The 15,628-nt window shown below is 53.8% G+C and carries 14 protein-coding genes; 6 read left to right on the top strand and 8 right to left on the bottom strand.

The genetic code is table 11. The features are described 5' to 3' along the window. Window positions 1-181 precede the first annotated feature (181 nt). The gene (gene mobB / locus GY169_RS23290) at window positions 182-706 is read right to left on the bottom strand and encodes a molybdopterin-guanine dinucleotide biosynthesis protein MobB (protein WP_167577220.1); all 525 of its coding nucleotides are present in this window, start codon (window positions 704-706) and stop codon (window positions 182-184) included. Then, entirely contained in the window at window positions 703-1,287 is a 585-nt protein-coding gene (gene mobA / locus GY169_RS23285; protein WP_167577219.1) for a molybdenum cofactor guanylyltransferase MobA, read from the bottom strand. Before mobA ends, mobB begins: the two co-directional genes overlap by 4 nt. Window positions 1,288-1,356: 69 nt before the next feature. On the opposite strand from mobA, the gene GY169_RS23280 reads away from it, so the two are divergent. The 3 genes from GY169_RS23280 (at window position 1,357) to dsbA (ending at window position 3,339) form a co-directional block, all read left to right on the top strand. Continuing rightward, a complete protein-coding gene (locus GY169_RS23280; RefSeq protein ID WP_052284157.1) occupies window positions 1,357-1,626 on the top strand; it encodes a YihD family protein in 270 nt (89 codons plus the stop codon). A gap of 75 nt (window positions 1,627-1,701) precedes the next feature. Then, window positions 1,702-2,688 (top strand): serine/threonine protein kinase, encoded by a 987-nt coding sequence (locus GY169_RS23275; protein ID WP_163448717.1) that lies wholly within the window; start codon window positions 1,702-1,704, stop codon window positions 2,686-2,688. A 27-nt stretch (window positions 2,689-2,715) separates the two neighbouring features. Then, window positions 2,716-3,339: a thiol:disulfide interchange protein DsbA gene (gene dsbA, locus GY169_RS23270; protein ID WP_163448716.1), complete on the top strand. Its 624-nt coding sequence runs from the start codon at window positions 2,716-2,718 to the stop codon at window positions 3,337-3,339. A 15-nt stretch (window positions 3,340-3,354) separates the two neighbouring features. On the opposite strand, the gene GY169_RS23265 is transcribed toward dsbA, so the two are convergent. Then, complete coding sequence (locus tag GY169_RS23265) at window positions 3,355-4,263, bottom strand: acyltransferase (protein ID WP_167577218.1); 909 nt, start codon at window positions 4,261-4,263, stop codon at window positions 3,355-3,357. A 396-nt stretch (window positions 4,264-4,659) separates the two neighbouring features. On the opposite strand from GY169_RS23265, the gene polA reads away from it, so the two are divergent. After that, window positions 4,660-7,455: a DNA polymerase I gene (gene polA, locus GY169_RS23260; protein ID WP_167577217.1), complete on the top strand. Its 2,796-nt coding sequence runs from the start codon at window positions 4,660-4,662 to the stop codon at window positions 7,453-7,455. 367 nt (window positions 7,456-7,822) lie between these two features. Here the strand turns inward: polA and yihA are convergent, their stop codons facing one another. Beyond that, complete coding sequence (gene yihA / locus GY169_RS23255) at window positions 7,823-8,458, bottom strand: ribosome biogenesis GTP-binding protein YihA/YsxC (RefSeq protein WP_064540503.1); 636 nt, start codon at window positions 8,456-8,458, stop codon at window positions 7,823-7,825. Window positions 8,459-9,049: 591 nt separating this feature from the next. Between yihA and yihI the strand changes: the two genes are divergently transcribed. Both yihI and hemN read left to right on the top strand, forming a co-directional pair. Then, the gene (gene yihI / locus GY169_RS23250) at window positions 9,050-9,568 is read left to right on the top strand and encodes a Der GTPase-activating protein YihI (protein ID WP_065357318.1); all 519 of its coding nucleotides are present in this window, start codon (window positions 9,050-9,052) and stop codon (window positions 9,566-9,568) included. Window positions 9,569-9,756: 188 nt separating this feature from the next. Further along, window positions 9,757-11,130, top strand: coding sequence for an oxygen-independent coproporphyrinogen III oxidase (gene hemN, locus GY169_RS23245; RefSeq protein ID WP_167577216.1), 1,374 nt, complete (start codon window positions 9,757-9,759; stop codon window positions 11,128-11,130). 80 nt (window positions 11,131-11,210) lie between these two features. Here hemN and GY169_RS23240 read toward each other — a convergent pair whose 3' ends face one another. The 4 genes from GY169_RS23240 to glnA all read right to left on the bottom strand — a co-directional run bounded on the left by GY169_RS23240 (window position 11,211) and on the right by glnA (window position 15,520). After that, complete coding sequence (locus tag GY169_RS23240; protein ID WP_157093498.1) at window positions 11,211-11,318, bottom strand: YshB family small membrane protein; 108 nt, start codon at window positions 11,316-11,318, stop codon at window positions 11,211-11,213. 114 nt (window positions 11,319-11,432) lie between these two features. Next, window positions 11,433-12,845 (bottom strand): nitrogen regulation protein NR(I), encoded by a 1,413-nt coding sequence (gene glnG, locus GY169_RS23235; protein ID WP_064540495.1) that lies wholly within the window; start codon window positions 12,843-12,845, stop codon window positions 11,433-11,435. A 9-nt stretch (window positions 12,846-12,854) separates the two neighbouring features. Further along, window positions 12,855-13,904, bottom strand: coding sequence for a nitrogen regulation protein NR(II) (gene glnL / locus GY169_RS23230; RefSeq protein ID WP_167577215.1), 1,050 nt, complete (start codon window positions 13,902-13,904; stop codon window positions 12,855-12,857). Between the two features lie 206 nt (window positions 13,905-14,110). Then, window positions 14,111-15,520, bottom strand: coding sequence for a glutamate--ammonia ligase (gene glnA / locus GY169_RS23225; RefSeq protein ID WP_163448711.1), 1,410 nt, complete (start codon window positions 15,518-15,520; stop codon window positions 14,111-14,113). Between the last annotated feature and the right edge of the window lie 108 nt (window positions 15,521-15,628).

The raw sequence follows: 15,628 nt of genomic DNA, 5'->3' as shown, positions 1-15,628 counted from the left end.
AGAAGTGAAACGCCGTAGCGCCGATGGTAGTGTGGGGTCTCCCCATGCGAGAGTAGGGAACTGCCAGGCATCAAATAGTGAAGAAGCCCATCCTGACGGATGGGCTTTTTTGCGTCTGTGCGAAATGAAAATGCAGTGAAACCCTGGGCGACAGCTGCTCTGGTCGCCCGGATGAGGCGTGTTACGCCGACTCCGGGGAAGCGCATAACCTCATCCATGCCACAATAAACGCCACTATTCCGTCAGTATCGTTCAAATTCAGCACCGGAACGCTAATATCCAGCGCGATATCGCTGGCTACTGCGACCGTATGCTCATCAATAACCAACTCATTCACACTGTGCCCGGCAGCCTCGCGAAACAGCACGATCTTTGCCACGGCATCATGCTTAAAGCCTTCAACCAGCACCAGATCCAGTTTTGATGCATCCATCCGGCTCACCAGCCACGCCAGATCCAACTCATTTTCCTCCGGCGTCTCAGTCATCAATGCCCACCGTTGCTGGCTGGCGACCAGCGTCTGCGCTGCACCGGCTTTGCGCAGTTCATAGCTGTCCTTACCGGGTTTATCGACATCCATATCATGATGGGTGTGCTTTATCAGCCCGGGACGAATACCACGCTCGCAAAGCGCCGGGATCAACTTTTTCAGTAGCGTCGTTTTTCCCGTGCCGCTCCAGGCAGCAACAGCGAGTAATGGAATCATGGTTTATCCTCGTTACGCAGCAAATCTTCAGGCGTATTGATATTGCGAAATGCGCTAATCATGTCGCTAAAATCTACCGAATGACCGCCAGCCTGACGCATAAATACCATGACTCGTCTTTCACCTCTCGCGAGATAATCAGCAATGTGTGGTGCCAGGCTTCGGTGGGCCAGAGCAATAGCCGGGTGATCTCTATCGCCATCGTGAACCCAAACTACGGCGGCCTGCTGGCGTTCCGCCGCTAACCGTGCGACGAGATTGTCGGGAATAAACGGGGTATCGCATGGACAAAACAGAAACCATTCATCGTCTGTCTGCTTCATCACTGAAAGCATACCGGCCAGCGGCCCAGGAAAGTCTGATAACGTATCGGCCATGACCGGAAGCCCGCTAGTTCGATAGATTTCCAGATTGCGATTCGCGCTGATAACGATGCGATTAACCTGCGGATACAGGCGATCGGCCACGTGTCGCCACAGCGGCTTACCACCAAGCCTCATTAATCCTTTATCCTGCCCACCCATTCTGGAGGCTTTCCCGCCCGCCAGCACCACGCCGGTTACCTGGCTCTCTGCATTCACTGCTATCGCCTCTTTTATTGTGGGGTTTACCCTGCTAACGTGTCTCTATCAAGCGTAAGGAGCACGACCATGAAATGTAAACGTCTGAATGAAGTTATTGAACTCCTCCAGCCAGCCTGGCAGAAAGAGCCGGAGCTGAATTTAATGCAATTTTTGCAGAAACTGGCAAAAGAGTCAGGCTATGACGGTGAATTGGCCGATTTAACGGACGATATTCTGATCTACCATCTCAAAATGCGCGATTCCGCGAAAGACGCGGTCATTCCGGGCATTCAGAAAGATTATGAAGAGGACTTCAAAACCGCACTGCTGCGCGCGCGCGGCGTAATTAAAGAGTAAAAGGTTGTAAGCAGTACCGCTCAAGTCCTCGTGAAATGATATCCTGAATCATTCGTATCGTTATCGGATGTCAGGATGAACGACAAGGCTTTCACTTTCCAGACTCTCCACCCGGATACCATTATCGATGCCCTGTTTGCGCAGGGTATCCGGGTTGATTCTGGTCTCACCCCACTAAACAGCTACGAGAACCGGGTTTACCAGTTTCAGGACGAGGACCGTCGCCGCATGGTGGTGAAGTTTTATCGCCCGGAGCGCTGGTCGGCCGCGCAGATTCTTGAAGAGCACCAGTTCGCTCTGGAACTGGTCGAGGATGAGGTACCGGTTGCGGCCCCGATCATCTTTAATGACCAGACGCTACTGACCCATGACGGTTTTTACTTTGCCGTCTTCCCGAGCATGGGAGGCCGCCAGTTTGAATCAGATAACCTGGATCAAATGGAGTGGGTAGGACGCTATCTGGGGCGACTGCATCAAACCGGGCGCAAATCTCGCTTTACCGCGCGCCCATCGATTGGCGTCAAAGAGTATCTGATTGAACCTCGTGAGGTATTTGAGCACTCGGCGCTGATCCCGGCGGGTTTAAAAGCCCAATTCCTGAAGGCTACCGATGACCTGATTGACGCGGTGATGGGCCTGTGGCACGGGCGTTTTGATGCTCTACGCCTGCATGGCGATTGCCACGCCGGGAATATCCTCTGGCGCGATGGTCCGCTATTTGTCGATCTCGATGATGCGCGTAACGGCCCCGCGGTTCAGGACCTTTGGATGCTGCTTAACGGTTCCCTCGCCGAAAGACGTATGCAGCTGGAAACCATCGTAGAGGCCTATGAAGAGTTCAGCAGCTTTAATTCAGACGAATTGCCGCTGATCGAGCCTTTACGTGCAATGCGGTTGGTTTATTATCTTGCCTGGATAATCAGGCGCTGGGATGATCCCGCATTTCCGAAAAATTTTCCCTGGTTAACCGGGGAAGATTTCTGGCATCGGCAGATCGCAACTTTTGTGGAGCAGGTAAAGGTTCTTCAGGAACCACCGCTTCAGTTAACGCCCATGTATTAATTCGACACAGTCAGGAGAGAGTGAGTTATGAAAAAGGTTTGGCTTGCGCTGGCAGGTATGATTCTGGCATTCAGCGCATCTGCTGCTCAGATTACCGACGGCAAACAGTACGTTACCATCGATAAGCCGGTTGCAGGTGAGCCGCAGGTGCTGGAGTTCTTCTCCTTCTACTGCCCGCATTGCTACCAGTTTGAGGAAGTTCTGCACGTTTCTGACAACGTGAAGAAAAAGCTGCCGGAAGGCACCAAAATGACCAAATACCACGTTGAGTTCCTGGGCCCATTGGGCAAAGACCTGACGCAGGCGTGGGCGGTGGCGATGGCGCTGGGCGTAGAAGATCAGATCACCGCGCCGATGTTTGAAGCCGTACAGAAAAACCAGACAGTGCAGACCGTTGCGGATATCCGTAAAGTCTTCACCGACGCGGGCGTGAAGGGCGAAGATTATGATGCCGCCTGGAACAGCTTCGTCGTGAAATCACTGGTTGCACAGCAGGAAAAAGCCGCATCCGATCTGCAGCTGCAGGGCGTACCGGCGATGTTTGTTAACGGGAAATATCAGCTGAACCCGCAGGGTATGGACACCAGCAATATGGATGTCTTCGTGGCTCAGTATGCTGACACCGTGAAGCAACTGGTTGAGAAGAAATAAAAATGAAAACGCCGGTCACTGACCGGCGTTTTTGTATTCTGCTTTCGTTGCGTCAATCTGCTTATCTTTCTCTTCCCATAGCGCATTCAGCCACAGCTGGAAACGACGCTTAAAGTTCTTATCGCCCACGTAGTCGCCGTGCAGCTCAGGGTCAATCGGCCGGAGATTCACACGCACCACAATTCGCGTCAACTTGCCGCTCAGCATATCGTAGAACGGCGTCTCGTCGTTTTCCGGATAGCACAACGTCACATCCAGCAGCTTATCGAACTGAGAACCTAAAACGTTCAGCGCCATCGCGATACCTGCCGCTTTCGGCGGTAGCAGATTGTTATACGGTGACCGTGTTTGTCGACGTTTTTCCGGCGTGAAGCGCGACCCCTCAACAAAGTTCACAATGGTCGTTGGGTGCGCGCGGAATTTCTCGCAGGAACGGCGGGTGGTTTCAACATCTCTGCCGCGGCGTTCCGGGTGACGAATCAGGTAGCTGCGGGAGTAACGGCGCATAAACGGCATATCCAGAGCCCAGCAGGCCAGGCCCATAAAGGGAACCCAGGCCAGCTGCTGCTTGAGGAAATACTTGTTCATCGGGATATGCTTGCGGAAAATGACGCACAGCACCACGATATCGGCCCAGCTGTGGTGGTTGCAGATAAGCAGGTACCAGTTCTTTTTGCTGAGTGTCTCCAGCCCCTGAATATCCCACTTGAGTCGCGGATTGAGATGCAACAGCGCGGCCAGCCCTTCGCACCAGCAGTACATCATAAAGTTGCAGAATACTGAGACTGAACGCCAGATGAACGGGATAGGCAAAATGAGCTTAATAATTCCGGCGAGAATAATCGGCACGGAACATAAAATCGTCACTAAAATGGTGAGTACGATGCTTACAGGCAGCGTTATTGCAGCGAGAAATCTCGACATAGTGTTTTTATTCAGATAGTTAGTTATTTAACGCGCACATATAAACGAGCACAAGGCGCTGATTTTACCAGAAAACGCGCCAAATGATGGGTCTTACCAGATTAGAAAAATAGTCAATATGTCTATCCACACAGTGTGAATTATCACCAGATCGACTATTCTGGCTGTGATAGTGTTTTAATTGATTGAAAAATATAGATTATTTTGTATTTAACCGAGGGTTACATATCCTTTGTTATAAGTAAAATAAAATTATTCACAAAGTTATCCACAATTTATTTTGCGTGCGATCGTGAAGATCGAGAAATCTTTTCGCCTTATTTGGGGGAAAAATTCATGTTTTCATGCCGTCTGTGGCATCCTTTACCCATAATCTGATAAACAGGCACGGAAATTATGGTTCAGATCCCAGAAAACCCTCTTATCCTCGTTGATGGATCCTCTTATCTCTACCGGGCGTATCACGCATTCCCGCCGCTGACAAACCGCGCGGGCGAGCCGACCGGCGCTATGTATGGCGTGCTGAACATGCTGCGCAGCCTGATTCTGCAGTATCAACCCACCCATGCCGCAGTGGTTTTTGATGCGAAGGGGAAAACCTTCCGTGATGAACTGTTTGAAGACTACAAATCGCACCGTCCGCCAATGCCGGACGATCTGCGTGCGCAGATTGAGCCACTGCACGCGATGGTAAAAGCGATGGGGCTGCCGCTGCTGGCCGTTTCCGGAGTGGAAGCGGACGACGTGATTGGCACCCTGGCGCGCGAAGCGGAAAAAACGGGGCGTCCGGTGCTGATCAGCACCGGGGATAAAGATATGGCGCAGCTGGTGACGCCGGGCATTACGCTCATCAACACCATGACCAACACAATTCTTGGTCCGGACGAAGTGGTCACGAAATATGGCGTGCCGCCAGAACTGATTATCGATTTTCTGGCGCTGATGGGCGACTCTTCAGATAACATTCCAGGTGTCCCTGGCGTGGGTGAGAAAACGGCGCAGGCATTGCTGCAGGGTCTTGGCGGCCTGGATGCGTTGTATGGCGAGCCGGAAAAAATCGCCGGGTTAACCTTCCGTGGCGCGAAAACGATGGCAGCTAAGCTGGAGCAGAATAAAGAGCTGGCCTACCTCTCCTACAAACTGGCGACCATTAAAACAGACGTTGAGCTGGAGCTCGGCTGTGAACAGTTGACCGTGGCCACACCAGCGGCGGACGAACTGCTAACGCTGTTTAAGAAATACGAATTCAAACGTTGGATCACCGACGTTGAGTCCGGTACCTGGATGCAGGCCAAAGGCTCGAAGCCAGCGGCGAAACCAGCGGGCAAAGCGATAGTGGCTGAAGTAGAGGTAGAGGTTGAAGAAACGGCAGCCACCCTCTCGTCAGAAAACTACGTCACCATTCTCGATGAAGCCACTCTGGTGAGCTGGATCGAAAAGCTGAAGAAAGCGCCGCTGTTTGCTTTCGATACGGAAACCGACAGTCTCGATAATATCTCCGCCAACATGGTAGGCCTGTCGTTCGCCATTGAACCGGGCGTGGCCGCTTATGTGCCGGTTGCCCACGACTATCTGGACGCGCCCGATCAGATCGCCCGCGAACGTGTGCTTGAACTGCTTAAGCCGCTGCTGGAAGATGACGCGCTGCTGAAGGTGGGACAAAACCTGAAGTACGACCGCGGAATTCTGGCCAACTACGGCATTGAACTGCGCGGGATTGCCTACGACACCATGCTCGAGTCCTATACGCTGGACAGCGTTGCCGGGCGTCACGATATGGACAGCCTCTCCGACCGCTGGCTGAAGCACAAAACCATTACCTTTGAAGAAATTGCAGGCAAGGGTAAAAACCAGCTCACCTTCAACCAGATTGCGCTGGAAGAAGCCGGGCGCTACGCGGCAGAAGACGCCGACGTGACGCTACAACTGCACCTGAAAATGTGGCCAAAGCTGCAAAAAAATGAAGGTCCGCTGCGCATTTTCAACGAAATTGAAATGCCGCTGGTACCGGTGCTGTCGCGCGTTGAGCGTAATGGCGTGAAGATTGACCCTGCCGTACTGCACGTGCATTCGCAAGAGATCGCTAAACGTCTGGTCGAGCTGGAGCAGAAAGCTTACGACATTGCCGGGGAAGAGTTTAATCTTTCATCGCCGAAGCAGCTGCAGACCATTCTGTTTGAAAAGCAAGGCATCAAGCCGCTGAAGAAAACGCCGGGTGGCGCGCCGTCCACTTCTGAAGAAGTACTGGAAGAACTGGCGCTGGACTATCCGCTGCCGAAGGTGATTCTTGAATATCGCGGTCTGGCGAAACTGAAGTCGACCTACACCGACAAGCTGCCGTTGATGATCAACCCGAAAACCGGCCGCGTGCATACCTCCTATCACCAGGCGGTTACCGCCACCGGTCGCCTGTCATCAACCGACCCGAACCTGCAAAACATCCCGGTACGTAACGACGAAGGCCGCCGTATTCGCCAGGCGTTTATTGCGCCGGAAGATTACGTCATCGTCTCTGCCGACTACTCGCAGATTGAGCTGCGCATCATGGCGCACCTGTCGCGTGACGAAGGCCTGCTGAAGGCGTTTGCCGAAGGGAAGGATATTCACCGCGCCACCGCGGCGGAAGTTTTCGGGCTGCCGCTGGAAAGCGTCACCGGCGAGCAGCGCCGCAGCGCCAAAGCCATCAACTTCGGCCTGATTTACGGCATGAGCGCCTTTGGCCTCGCGCGCCAGCTGAACATTCCACGTAAAGAAGCGCAGAAGTATATGGATCTCTACTTCGAGCGTTACCCTGGCGTACTGGATTACATGGAACGCACCCGCGCACAGGCGAAGGAACAGGGCTATGTTGAGACGCTGGATGGCCGCCGTCTGTACCTGCCGGACATCAAAGCCAGCAACGCCGCGCGTCGCGCTGGCGCTGAACGTGCGGCGATTAACGCCCCGATGCAGGGTACCGCGGCTGACATCATCAAACGGGCCATGATTGCCGTCGACGGCTGGTTAGAAACTGAGAAGCCGCGCGTGCGCATGATCATGCAGGTTCACGATGAACTGGTCTTTGAAGTGCACAAAGACGACGTGGATGCCGTGGCGAAGAAAGTACACGAACTGATGGAAAACAGCACCACGCTGGACGTGCCGTTGCTGGTGGAAGTCGGGAGTGGCGAAAATTGGGATCAAGCTCATTAAGTGTTCGATGAACAATGGGGTTTTATGTAAGTAAGCAACATAACTTATCTAATTTTGTGATGAACATTAGAATTCGTTATGTAACAAGTGAAAAAAAACTACAAAAAATGCTTTCTGTCAGCATTAAAAAAGAGTAGAGTTACTCTCGTAGGGTACAGAGGTAAGATGTTCTATCTTTCAGACCTTTTACTTCACGTAATCGGATTTGGCTGAATATTTTAGCCGCCCCAGTCAGTAATGACTGGGGCGTTTTTTATTGGGCGAAAGAAAAGTTTTGCCGCAGTCGATTGGCCGTGAAAAAGGGAGTCTGGTTGGGAAGTACCCGGGACAGGGCGCCAGGCGCCGCTATCCGGGACGTAGAGAGGGGTTACTCTGCAGCAGTCTCAGGATCTTCCTGTGGCGGAATATCGTTAAACCAGCTGTCCAGCTTCTGACGCAGCTTGTCCACGCCCTGCTTTTTCAGGGAAGAAAAGGCTTCAACCTGCACGTCGCCGTTAAAGGCAATCGCCGCTTCGCGTACCAGATTCAGCTGTGCCTTACGCGCACCGCTAGCCAGCTTGTCAGCTTTGGTTAACAGTACCAAAACCGGGATTTCGCTGGCGACAGCCCACTCGATCATCTGCTGGTCGAGGTCCTTCAGCGGATGGCGAATATCCATCAGTACCACTAATCCTTTCAGGCACAGACGTTTTTCCAGGTATTCACCCAGCGCACGCTGCCACTTGATTTTCATCTCTTCCGGCACCTGTGCGTAGCCGTAGCCCGGCAAGTCGACCAGACGTTTGCCGTCAGCCACTTCAAACAGGTTAATCAGCTGCGTACGACCCGGCGTTTTCGATGTACGCGCCAGGCTTTTCTGGTTGGTCAGCGTATTCAGGGCGCTGGATTTCCCCGCGTTGGAGCGGCCGGCAAAAGCCACTTCGATTCCGGTATCGGAAGGTAAGTGGCGGATATCTGGCGCGCTGGTGACAAAGTGCGTCAGTTGATAGTTCCAGTTAGTCAAAACGGTCGTCTCCGTTAAATCAGGCATTGGGGGCGATTATACCCGATCGGCAAAAAAAGGCTGGAATTACTCCAGCATCGTCAACTGTAAGCCGATGCCCTTCCGTTTGTAAGACATTTGCCATATCCGCTATGGGAAATTGAGGAAAGAATATCGGCGAGATTATATGCAAATTATTTAAAATCATAATATTACACACGGGCAATAATCTTATTTATCCAATTTTCGCCATCTCATTGCTTGTTAGTTTAACGCAACAAGGTAAAGTAGCACCCATCGGCAAGGGCGCCAGAAGGATTTAGACTCAGGATGAGGGGTCAGGAACGCCAGGAGGCGAAGACCTACGGAATCTGTCAGGATGACCAACGTCTGGAGACGTTACGCAGGGAAAGGGAACAATAACAGGGACTGTTATAGAGCTAACGGATAGACAGGGCGCGTTGTAAGCAAACATGGAATGTAGAACCCGTTAAGGGTGTGAGTCAGGAAAAAAGGCGACAGATTACTCTGTCGCCTTTTTTCTTTGTTTGCTTTCTGCTAGATTCCGGCTCAATTCTATACTGAATAAAACGGCTTAAAAGATCTGACATCATGAAAAAACCAACCTCTGCACCGCGTAGCAAAGCGCCAGGCAAACAGCGTCGTAAAACGCGCGAAGAGCTGAACCAGGAAGCGCGTGACCGTAAACGCGACAAGAAGCACCGTGGCCATGCGCCGGGCAGCCGCGCCAGCGGCAGTGAGGGTGCATCTGGCTCCAACAAACAGAAGCAGCAAAAAGACCCCCGTATTGGTAGTAAAAAACCGATCGCGCTGGGCGTGACTGAGGCGCCGGTCGTCAAGCAGCACAAACCGAAGAGCGAGAAACCTATGCTTTCACCGCAGGCTGAGCTGGACATGCTGGAGACTGATGAGCGCCTGGATGCGCTGCTGGAACGTCTGGAAGAGGGCGAAACCCTGACTGCTGAAGAGCAAGCCTGGGTCGATGCCAAACTGGATCGCATTGATGCACTGATGCAGCAACTCGGCCTCTCTTACGATGATGACGAAGAAGAAGAAGAGGAAGAAGAGGGCAAGGAAGACGTCATGCGTCTGCTGAGAGGCGGAAACTAACGTTTGCACCCGATTGGCCTGCCAGTCCTGCTTATAACCCTTTTGGTTGTATGTTATCTGGGGTGGTTATTCGTTAAACTACGACGGTTGTCGCGGCGTCAAAATTGGCTGCGCAACCGGCTGGCGCTGCGTAATGCGGCCAGGCCGGCAAGCCGTCGTCGTTTTCGACATCATCGCAAGGAGTGAGCATGTCTGTGCAGTTAATCGACTGGGATCTGGCCCTGATCCAGAAATATAACTATTCCGGGCCACGGTATACCTCGTATCCCACGGCGCTGGAATTCTCCGACGCGTTCGGCGAAGCGGAGTTTCTGAGCGCCGTTGCGCGCTATCCTGAGCGGCCCCTGTCGCTGTACATTCATATCCCGTTCTGCCATAAGCTCTGCTATTTCTGCGGTTGCAATAAGATCGTTACCCGCCAGCAGCACAAAGCTGACCAATATCTTGACGTGCTGGAGCAGGAAATCCGCCAGCGCGCGCCGCTGTTTACCGGCCGCCATGTTAGCCAACTGCACTGGGGCGGCGGTACGCCAACCTATCTGAATAAGGCGCAAATTAGCCGTCTGATGACGCTGCTGCGCGAGAATTTTCACTTCGATGCGGACGCGGAGATCTCCATTGAAGTTGACCCGCGTGAAATTGAGCTGGATGTTATCGACCATCTGCGCGCCGAAGGCTTCAACCGCCTGAGCATGGGCGTGCAGGACTTCAATAAAGAGGTACAGCGCCTGGTTAACCGTGAGCAGGATGAAGAATTTATCTTCGCGCTGCTCAACCACGCCCGTGAGATTGGTTTTACGTCGACCAATATTGATCTGATCTACGGTCTGCCGAAGCAAACGCCGGAGAGCTTTGCTTTTACCCTCCAGCGCGTGGCAGAGCTGAATCCGGATCGCCTGAGCGTATTTAACTACGCGCACCTGCCGACGCTCTTCGCCGCTCAGCGCAAAATCAAAGATGCCGACCTGCCTTCGGCGCAGCAGAAGCTGGATATCCTGCAAGAGACCATTAACTCGCTGACGCAAGCGGGCTATCAGTTTATCGGCATGGACCACTTTGCGCGTCCGGATAACGAACTGGCCGTGGCTCAGCGTGAAGGTGTGCTGCACCGCAACTTCCAGGGCTATACCACTCAGGGCGACACCGATCTGCTGGGCATGGGCGTTTCCGCCATCAGCATGATTGGCGATTGCTACGCCCAGAACCAAAAAGAGCTGAAGCTGTACTATCAGCAGGTGGCCGAGCAGGGCAACGCGCTGTGGCGCGGTATTGCGTTAACTCGCGATGATTGCATTCGTCGTGACGTGATTAAGGCGCTGATCTGCAACTTCAGCCTCGATTTCCCGGCAGTGGAAAAACAGTGGGATCTGAACTTCAGCGACTACTTTGCCGAGGACCTCGCGCTGTTGGCTCCGCTGGCAAAAGATGGGCTGGTGGATGTGGATGAGAAGGGCATTCAGGTGACCGCCAAAGGCCGTTTGTTGATTCGCAACATCTGTATGTGCTTCGACGCCTATCTGCGTCAGAAAGCGCGTATGCAGCAGTTCTCGCGGGTGATTTAGCGATGATATTGCCCGGTAGCGCCACTCTTACCGGGCCAACACATCTACTGTAGGCCGGATAAGCGTAAGCGCCATCCGGCTTAGCTGAACAGCCCAACCAGCGCCGCGCACAGGACTGCAGCCATCGCTGTTTGCGGCGAGTGGCTGGCAGCGCCGCTCGACGCCAGATTAATTAATGATTCAAGCATGTTTCTTCCCCCCAGGTAGTCGCGGGCAGAATGATACTTAACTCATCGGAACAGTAAAGTATAAAATTGCAGCAATTTGCGCGAATCGAGCAATTTTTACACTTTACTCCGACCTTACTCCATTCCTAGCTCTTTCAGCTTGCGCGTCAGGGTATTACGACCCCAACCGAGCAGGCGTGCAGCTTCTTGTTTATGTCCTTGCGTATGGCGTAGCGCCGTCGTCAGTAGCGTACGCTCCATCTCCGGCTGGGCTTCGGAAAGCAGATTTTGATGACCGGAACGCAGCGCGCGATCGGCCCACTGCGCCAGCAGTGTCGCCCAACTATCCGGTAGCGACGCCGCCGCGGTGCTGTCCGGCTGGCTGGCTTCAAACAGTTCGCCCGGCAGATCCTGAATCAGCACCTCTTGCCCGGCGGCCATCACCGTCAGCCAGCGGCAGGTGTTCTCCAGCTGACGCACGTTACCCGGCCAGGCCAGACGCGTTAAAGCGGCTTCGGTTTCCGGGTGCAGCAACTTGGCTTCAACGCCCAGCTCGCGGGCCGCGACCTGCAGGAAATGATGCGCCAGACGCGGAATATCTTCCCGACGCTCACGTAATGGCGGGAGGTGGACGCGAATCACGTTCAGGCGGTGGAACAGATCCTCACGGAACTTACCTTCCTGTACGCGCTGTTCCAGATTCTGGTGGGTAGCCGCGATGATACGTACGTCGACCTTCACCGGCGCATAGCCGCCGACGCGGTAGAACTGGCCGTCGGCCAGTACACGCAGCAGACGAGTCTGGACATCCATCGGCATATCGCCAATTTCATCGAGGAACAGCGTGCCGCCGTCGGCCTGCTCAAAACGCCCCTGACGGACGGTATTGGCGCCGGTAAAGGCCCCTTTCTCGTGACCAAACAGTTCGGACTCAATCAGGTCCTTGGGGATCGCCGCCATATTCAGTGCGATAAACGGCGCTTTGACGCGCGGGCTGTGGCGGTGCAGGGCGTGAGCGACCAGCTCTTTACCGGTACCGGATTCGCCGTTAATCAGCACGCTGATGGAAGAGCGGGAGAGACGGCCGATAATGCGGAACACGTCCTGCATGGCCGGCGCTTCGCCGATGATATCGGTGGTTGGCCCATCAACCTGCACATTGCGCGGCTGCTGCTGTTCCTGGTAGTGGCTGATAGCGCGTTCAACCAGCGCTACCGCTTCGTCAATATCAAACGGTTTTGGCAGGTAATCGAACGCCCCTTGTTGATAGGCGCTGACGGCGGCGTCCAGATCGGAATGTGCCGTCATTATGATGACCGGAAGCATTGGATGGCGTTGCTTGATTTGTGTTAACAGCGCCAGACCATCCATCCCGGGCATACGAATATCGGACATCAGCACGTCAGGGGTTTTGGTAGCCAGCGCATCCAGCACCTCTTTCCCGCCCTCAAACGTTGTGCAAGTCAGCCCTGCGCCGGTGAGTGCGCGTTCAAGCACCCAACGGATGGAGCTATCGTCATCAACGACCCAGACTATCCCTCGTTGCATAAACACACCTTATTTTTTAATTGGCAGGAAAACCGAAAACTCGGTATGGCCTGGCCAACTGGTAAATTCAATTTTGCCGGAGTGCTGATCGATCAGGCTGCGCGCGATCGACAGACCCAGCCCGGTGCCACCTTCGCGGCCGCTGACCATCGGATAAAACAGCGTATCCTGCAAATGTGATGGAATGCCGGGGCCGTTATCTTCGACATCAATTCTGGCGGCCAGGCGGTAGCGAACGCCGTGTAGCGTTAACTGAAACGCGGTGCGGGTACGCAGGACGATTTCGCCCCCTTCAGACCCCAGAGCCTGAAGCGCATTACGCACGATATTAAGAAGAACTTGCTCAATCTGGTCGGGATCATGCGGTAATTCTGGCAAACTTGGGTCGTAGTCGCGTACCAGCGTGACGTTTTCCGGCAGCTCCATCGAAACCAGTTTCACCACACGCTCGGCCACCTTATGGATGCTCTCGGTGACATGCGTACCGGGATGCTGCGGGCCAAGCAGGCGATCGACCAGATTACGCAGACGGTCGGCCTGTTCAATAATGACGTTGGTATATTCGGTTAGCGCGGGGTCGGGCAGCGCTTTGCTCAGCAGCTGCGCCGCACCGCGTAGGCCACCCAGCGGGTTTTTAATCTCATGGGCAAGGCCACGCACCAGATCGCGCGCGGCAATCTGTTGAGCGTGCTGAAGCTGCTCCTGGCTGAGGCGACGCTGATTATCCATTGGCGCCATCTCCAGCAGAATAAAGCCGTCAGGCAGCCGCTGTGCGGTGAGCGAAAGAATATGCGAGCGACCGTCGATAACCAGCGTCACTTCGTTATCGGTGAACCCCTGGCCGGTTTGCAGGCTTTCCTGCATTAAGCCGACGTTGAGCGAGAAATAGCTCAGAAGCTCGGGAAGCGGCGTGCCGAAAAGTTTACGCGCGCTCTGCGCCAACAGCTGCTGTGCCGCAGGGTTTGCGTAGTGAACGGCCAGATCGTTATCGACCAGTAAGATGCTGTTGATTAACGAGTTAAGGATCTGCCCAGCATCGGGCAGCGCGCCTGTTGCCATTTAGCAGTCTCCTGAAAAGGCTTGCACTGTTTTAGTGCGGTATAGCTTTTTACGGATAAAAAGCGCGGGAAATCAGGTTGTTGGTGGAGAAAAAAGCCCATCCTGAGATGGGCTGAAAGTTTCCACGGCAACTCAATTCCCGATTATCGCGCCAGCACCCATCGGCAATGACGCGACATCATCGGGAAAGTACAACTCAAAACGTATTAGACGCTGTAGTACAGCTCGAACTCTACCGGGTGCGGAGTCATGCGTACGCGGTCGTTCTCTTCGGTGCGCAGCGCGATGTAAGCATCGATAGCTTCATCAGTGAATACGCCACCTGCAGTCAGGAACTCGCGGTCTGCATCCAGTGCGTTCAGTGCTTCTTCCAGAGAGCCTGCAACCTGTGGGATCTCTTTCGCTTCTTCCGGCGGCAGGTCGTACAGGTTTTTGTCCATGGCTTCGCCCGGATGGATCTTGTTCTTGATACCGTCAAGGCCAGCCATCAGCAGCGCGGCGAAGCACAGGTACGGGTTAGCTGCCGGGTCCGGGAAGCGTACTTCGATACGACGTGCTTTCGGAGAAGCAACAACCGGAATACGGATGGAGGCAGAACGGTTACGGGCAGAGTAAGCCAGCATAACCGGCGCTTCGTAACCCGGGACCAGACGCTTGTAGGAGTTGGTGGTCGGGTTAGCCAGGGCGTTGATCGCTTTAGCGTGTTTGATAACGCCGCCGATGTAGTACAGCGCCTGCTCAGACAGACCCGCATATTTGTCACCGGAGAACAGGTTTACGCCGTTCTTGGACAGGGACATGTGGCAGTGCATACCGGAACCGTTATCGCCAAACATCGGTTTCGGCATAAAGGTCGCGGTTTTACCGAAGCGGTGAGCAACGTTGTGCACCACATATTTGTAGATCTGAATTTCGTCCGCTTTTTTGGTCATGGTGTTGAAGCGGGTCGCGATTTCGTTCTGGCCAGCGGTTGCCACTTCGTGGTGGTGCGCTTCAACAACCAGACCCATTTCTTCCATGATCAGACACATGGTAGAACGGATGTCCTGAGAAGAATCTACCGGAGGAACCGGGAAGTAACCGCCTTTCACGCCAGGACGGTGACCTTTGTTACCACCTTCGTATTTGGTGGAGGAGTTCCATGCGCCTTCGATGTCATCGATAGCGACGTGGGAACCGGAAATGGACGCACCGAAACGGATGTCGTCAAACAGGAAGAATTCTGGCTCTGGCCCGAACAGAACGGTGTCTGCGATGCCGGTCGCGCGCAGGTACTCTTCAGCGCGTTTAGCGATGGAGCGCGGGTCACGGTCGTAGCCCTGCAGGGTGCCTGGTTCCAGGATGTCACAACGAATAATCAGGGTAGACTCTTCAAAGAACGGGTCGATGAGAGCGGTAGATGCGTCCGGCATCAGAACCATGTCAGATTCGTTAATGCCTTTCCAGCCGCCGATAGAGGAGCCGTCAAACATTTTGCCTTCTTCGAAGAATTCGGCATTCACCTGATGGGCAGGAATCGTGACGTGCTGTTCTTTACCTTTAGTATCGGTGAAGCGCAGATCGACAAACTTCACTTCATGTTCATTCAGCATCGTCAAAACGTGTTCAGCGGACATACTTTACATCTCCCGGATTTGTCATTGTCGTCGTCGTGGTAACGAGGTCTTCTATCACTGCTTAAAAATGGCGTTGTTGCCGTGAAAAATATAAAGCGAAATCTGTGC

This window comes from Kluyvera genomosp. 3 (assembly GCF_011765685.1).
In the GTDB taxonomy this organism is placed as follows: domain Bacteria; phylum Pseudomonadota; class Gammaproteobacteria; order Enterobacterales; family Enterobacteriaceae; genus Kluyvera; species Kluyvera georgiana_A.
Note: the sequence above shows the minus strand (reverse complement) of the source record. Positions and strands in the feature narration are given on the sequence as shown.

Bases quoted from the DNA above. Each gene is read 5' to 3' on its own strand.
- GY169_RS23280 (WP_052284157.1), top strand. From the start codon at position 1,357: ATGAAATGTAAACGTCTGAATGAAGTTATTGAACTCCTCCAGCCAGCC.
- glnA (WP_163448711.1), bottom strand. From the start codon at position 15,520: ATGTCCGCTGAACACGTTTTGACGATGCTGAATGAACATGAAGTGAAG.
- mobB (WP_167577220.1), bottom strand. From the start codon at position 706: ATGATTCCATTACTCGCTGTTGCTGCCTGGAGCGGCACGGGAAAAACG.
- yihI (WP_065357318.1), top strand. From the start codon at position 9,050: ATGAAAAAACCAACCTCTGCACCGCGTAGCAAAGCGCCAGGCAAACAG.
- polA (WP_167577217.1), top strand. From the start codon at position 4,660: ATGGTTCAGATCCCAGAAAACCCTCTTATCCTCGTTGATGGATCCTCT.
- glnL (WP_167577215.1), bottom strand. From the start codon at position 13,904: ATGGCAACAGGCGCGCTGCCCGATGCTGGGCAGATCCTTAACTCGTTA.
- hemN (WP_167577216.1), top strand. From the start codon at position 9,757: ATGTCTGTGCAGTTAATCGACTGGGATCTGGCCCTGATCCAGAAATAT.
- GY169_RS23275 (WP_163448717.1), top strand. From the start codon at position 1,702: ATGAACGACAAGGCTTTCACTTTCCAGACTCTCCACCCGGATACCATT.
- GY169_RS23240 (WP_157093498.1), bottom strand. From the start codon at position 11,318: ATGCTTGAATCATTAATTAATCTGGCGTCGAGCGGCGCTGCCAGCCAC.
- glnG (WP_064540495.1), bottom strand. From the start codon at position 12,845: ATGCAACGAGGGATAGTCTGGGTCGTTGATGACGATAGCTCCATCCGT.
- dsbA (WP_163448716.1), top strand. From the start codon at position 2,716: ATGAAAAAGGTTTGGCTTGCGCTGGCAGGTATGATTCTGGCATTCAGC.
- GY169_RS23265 (WP_167577218.1), bottom strand. From the start codon at position 4,263: ATGTCGAGATTTCTCGCTGCAATAACGCTGCCTGTAAGCATCGTACTC.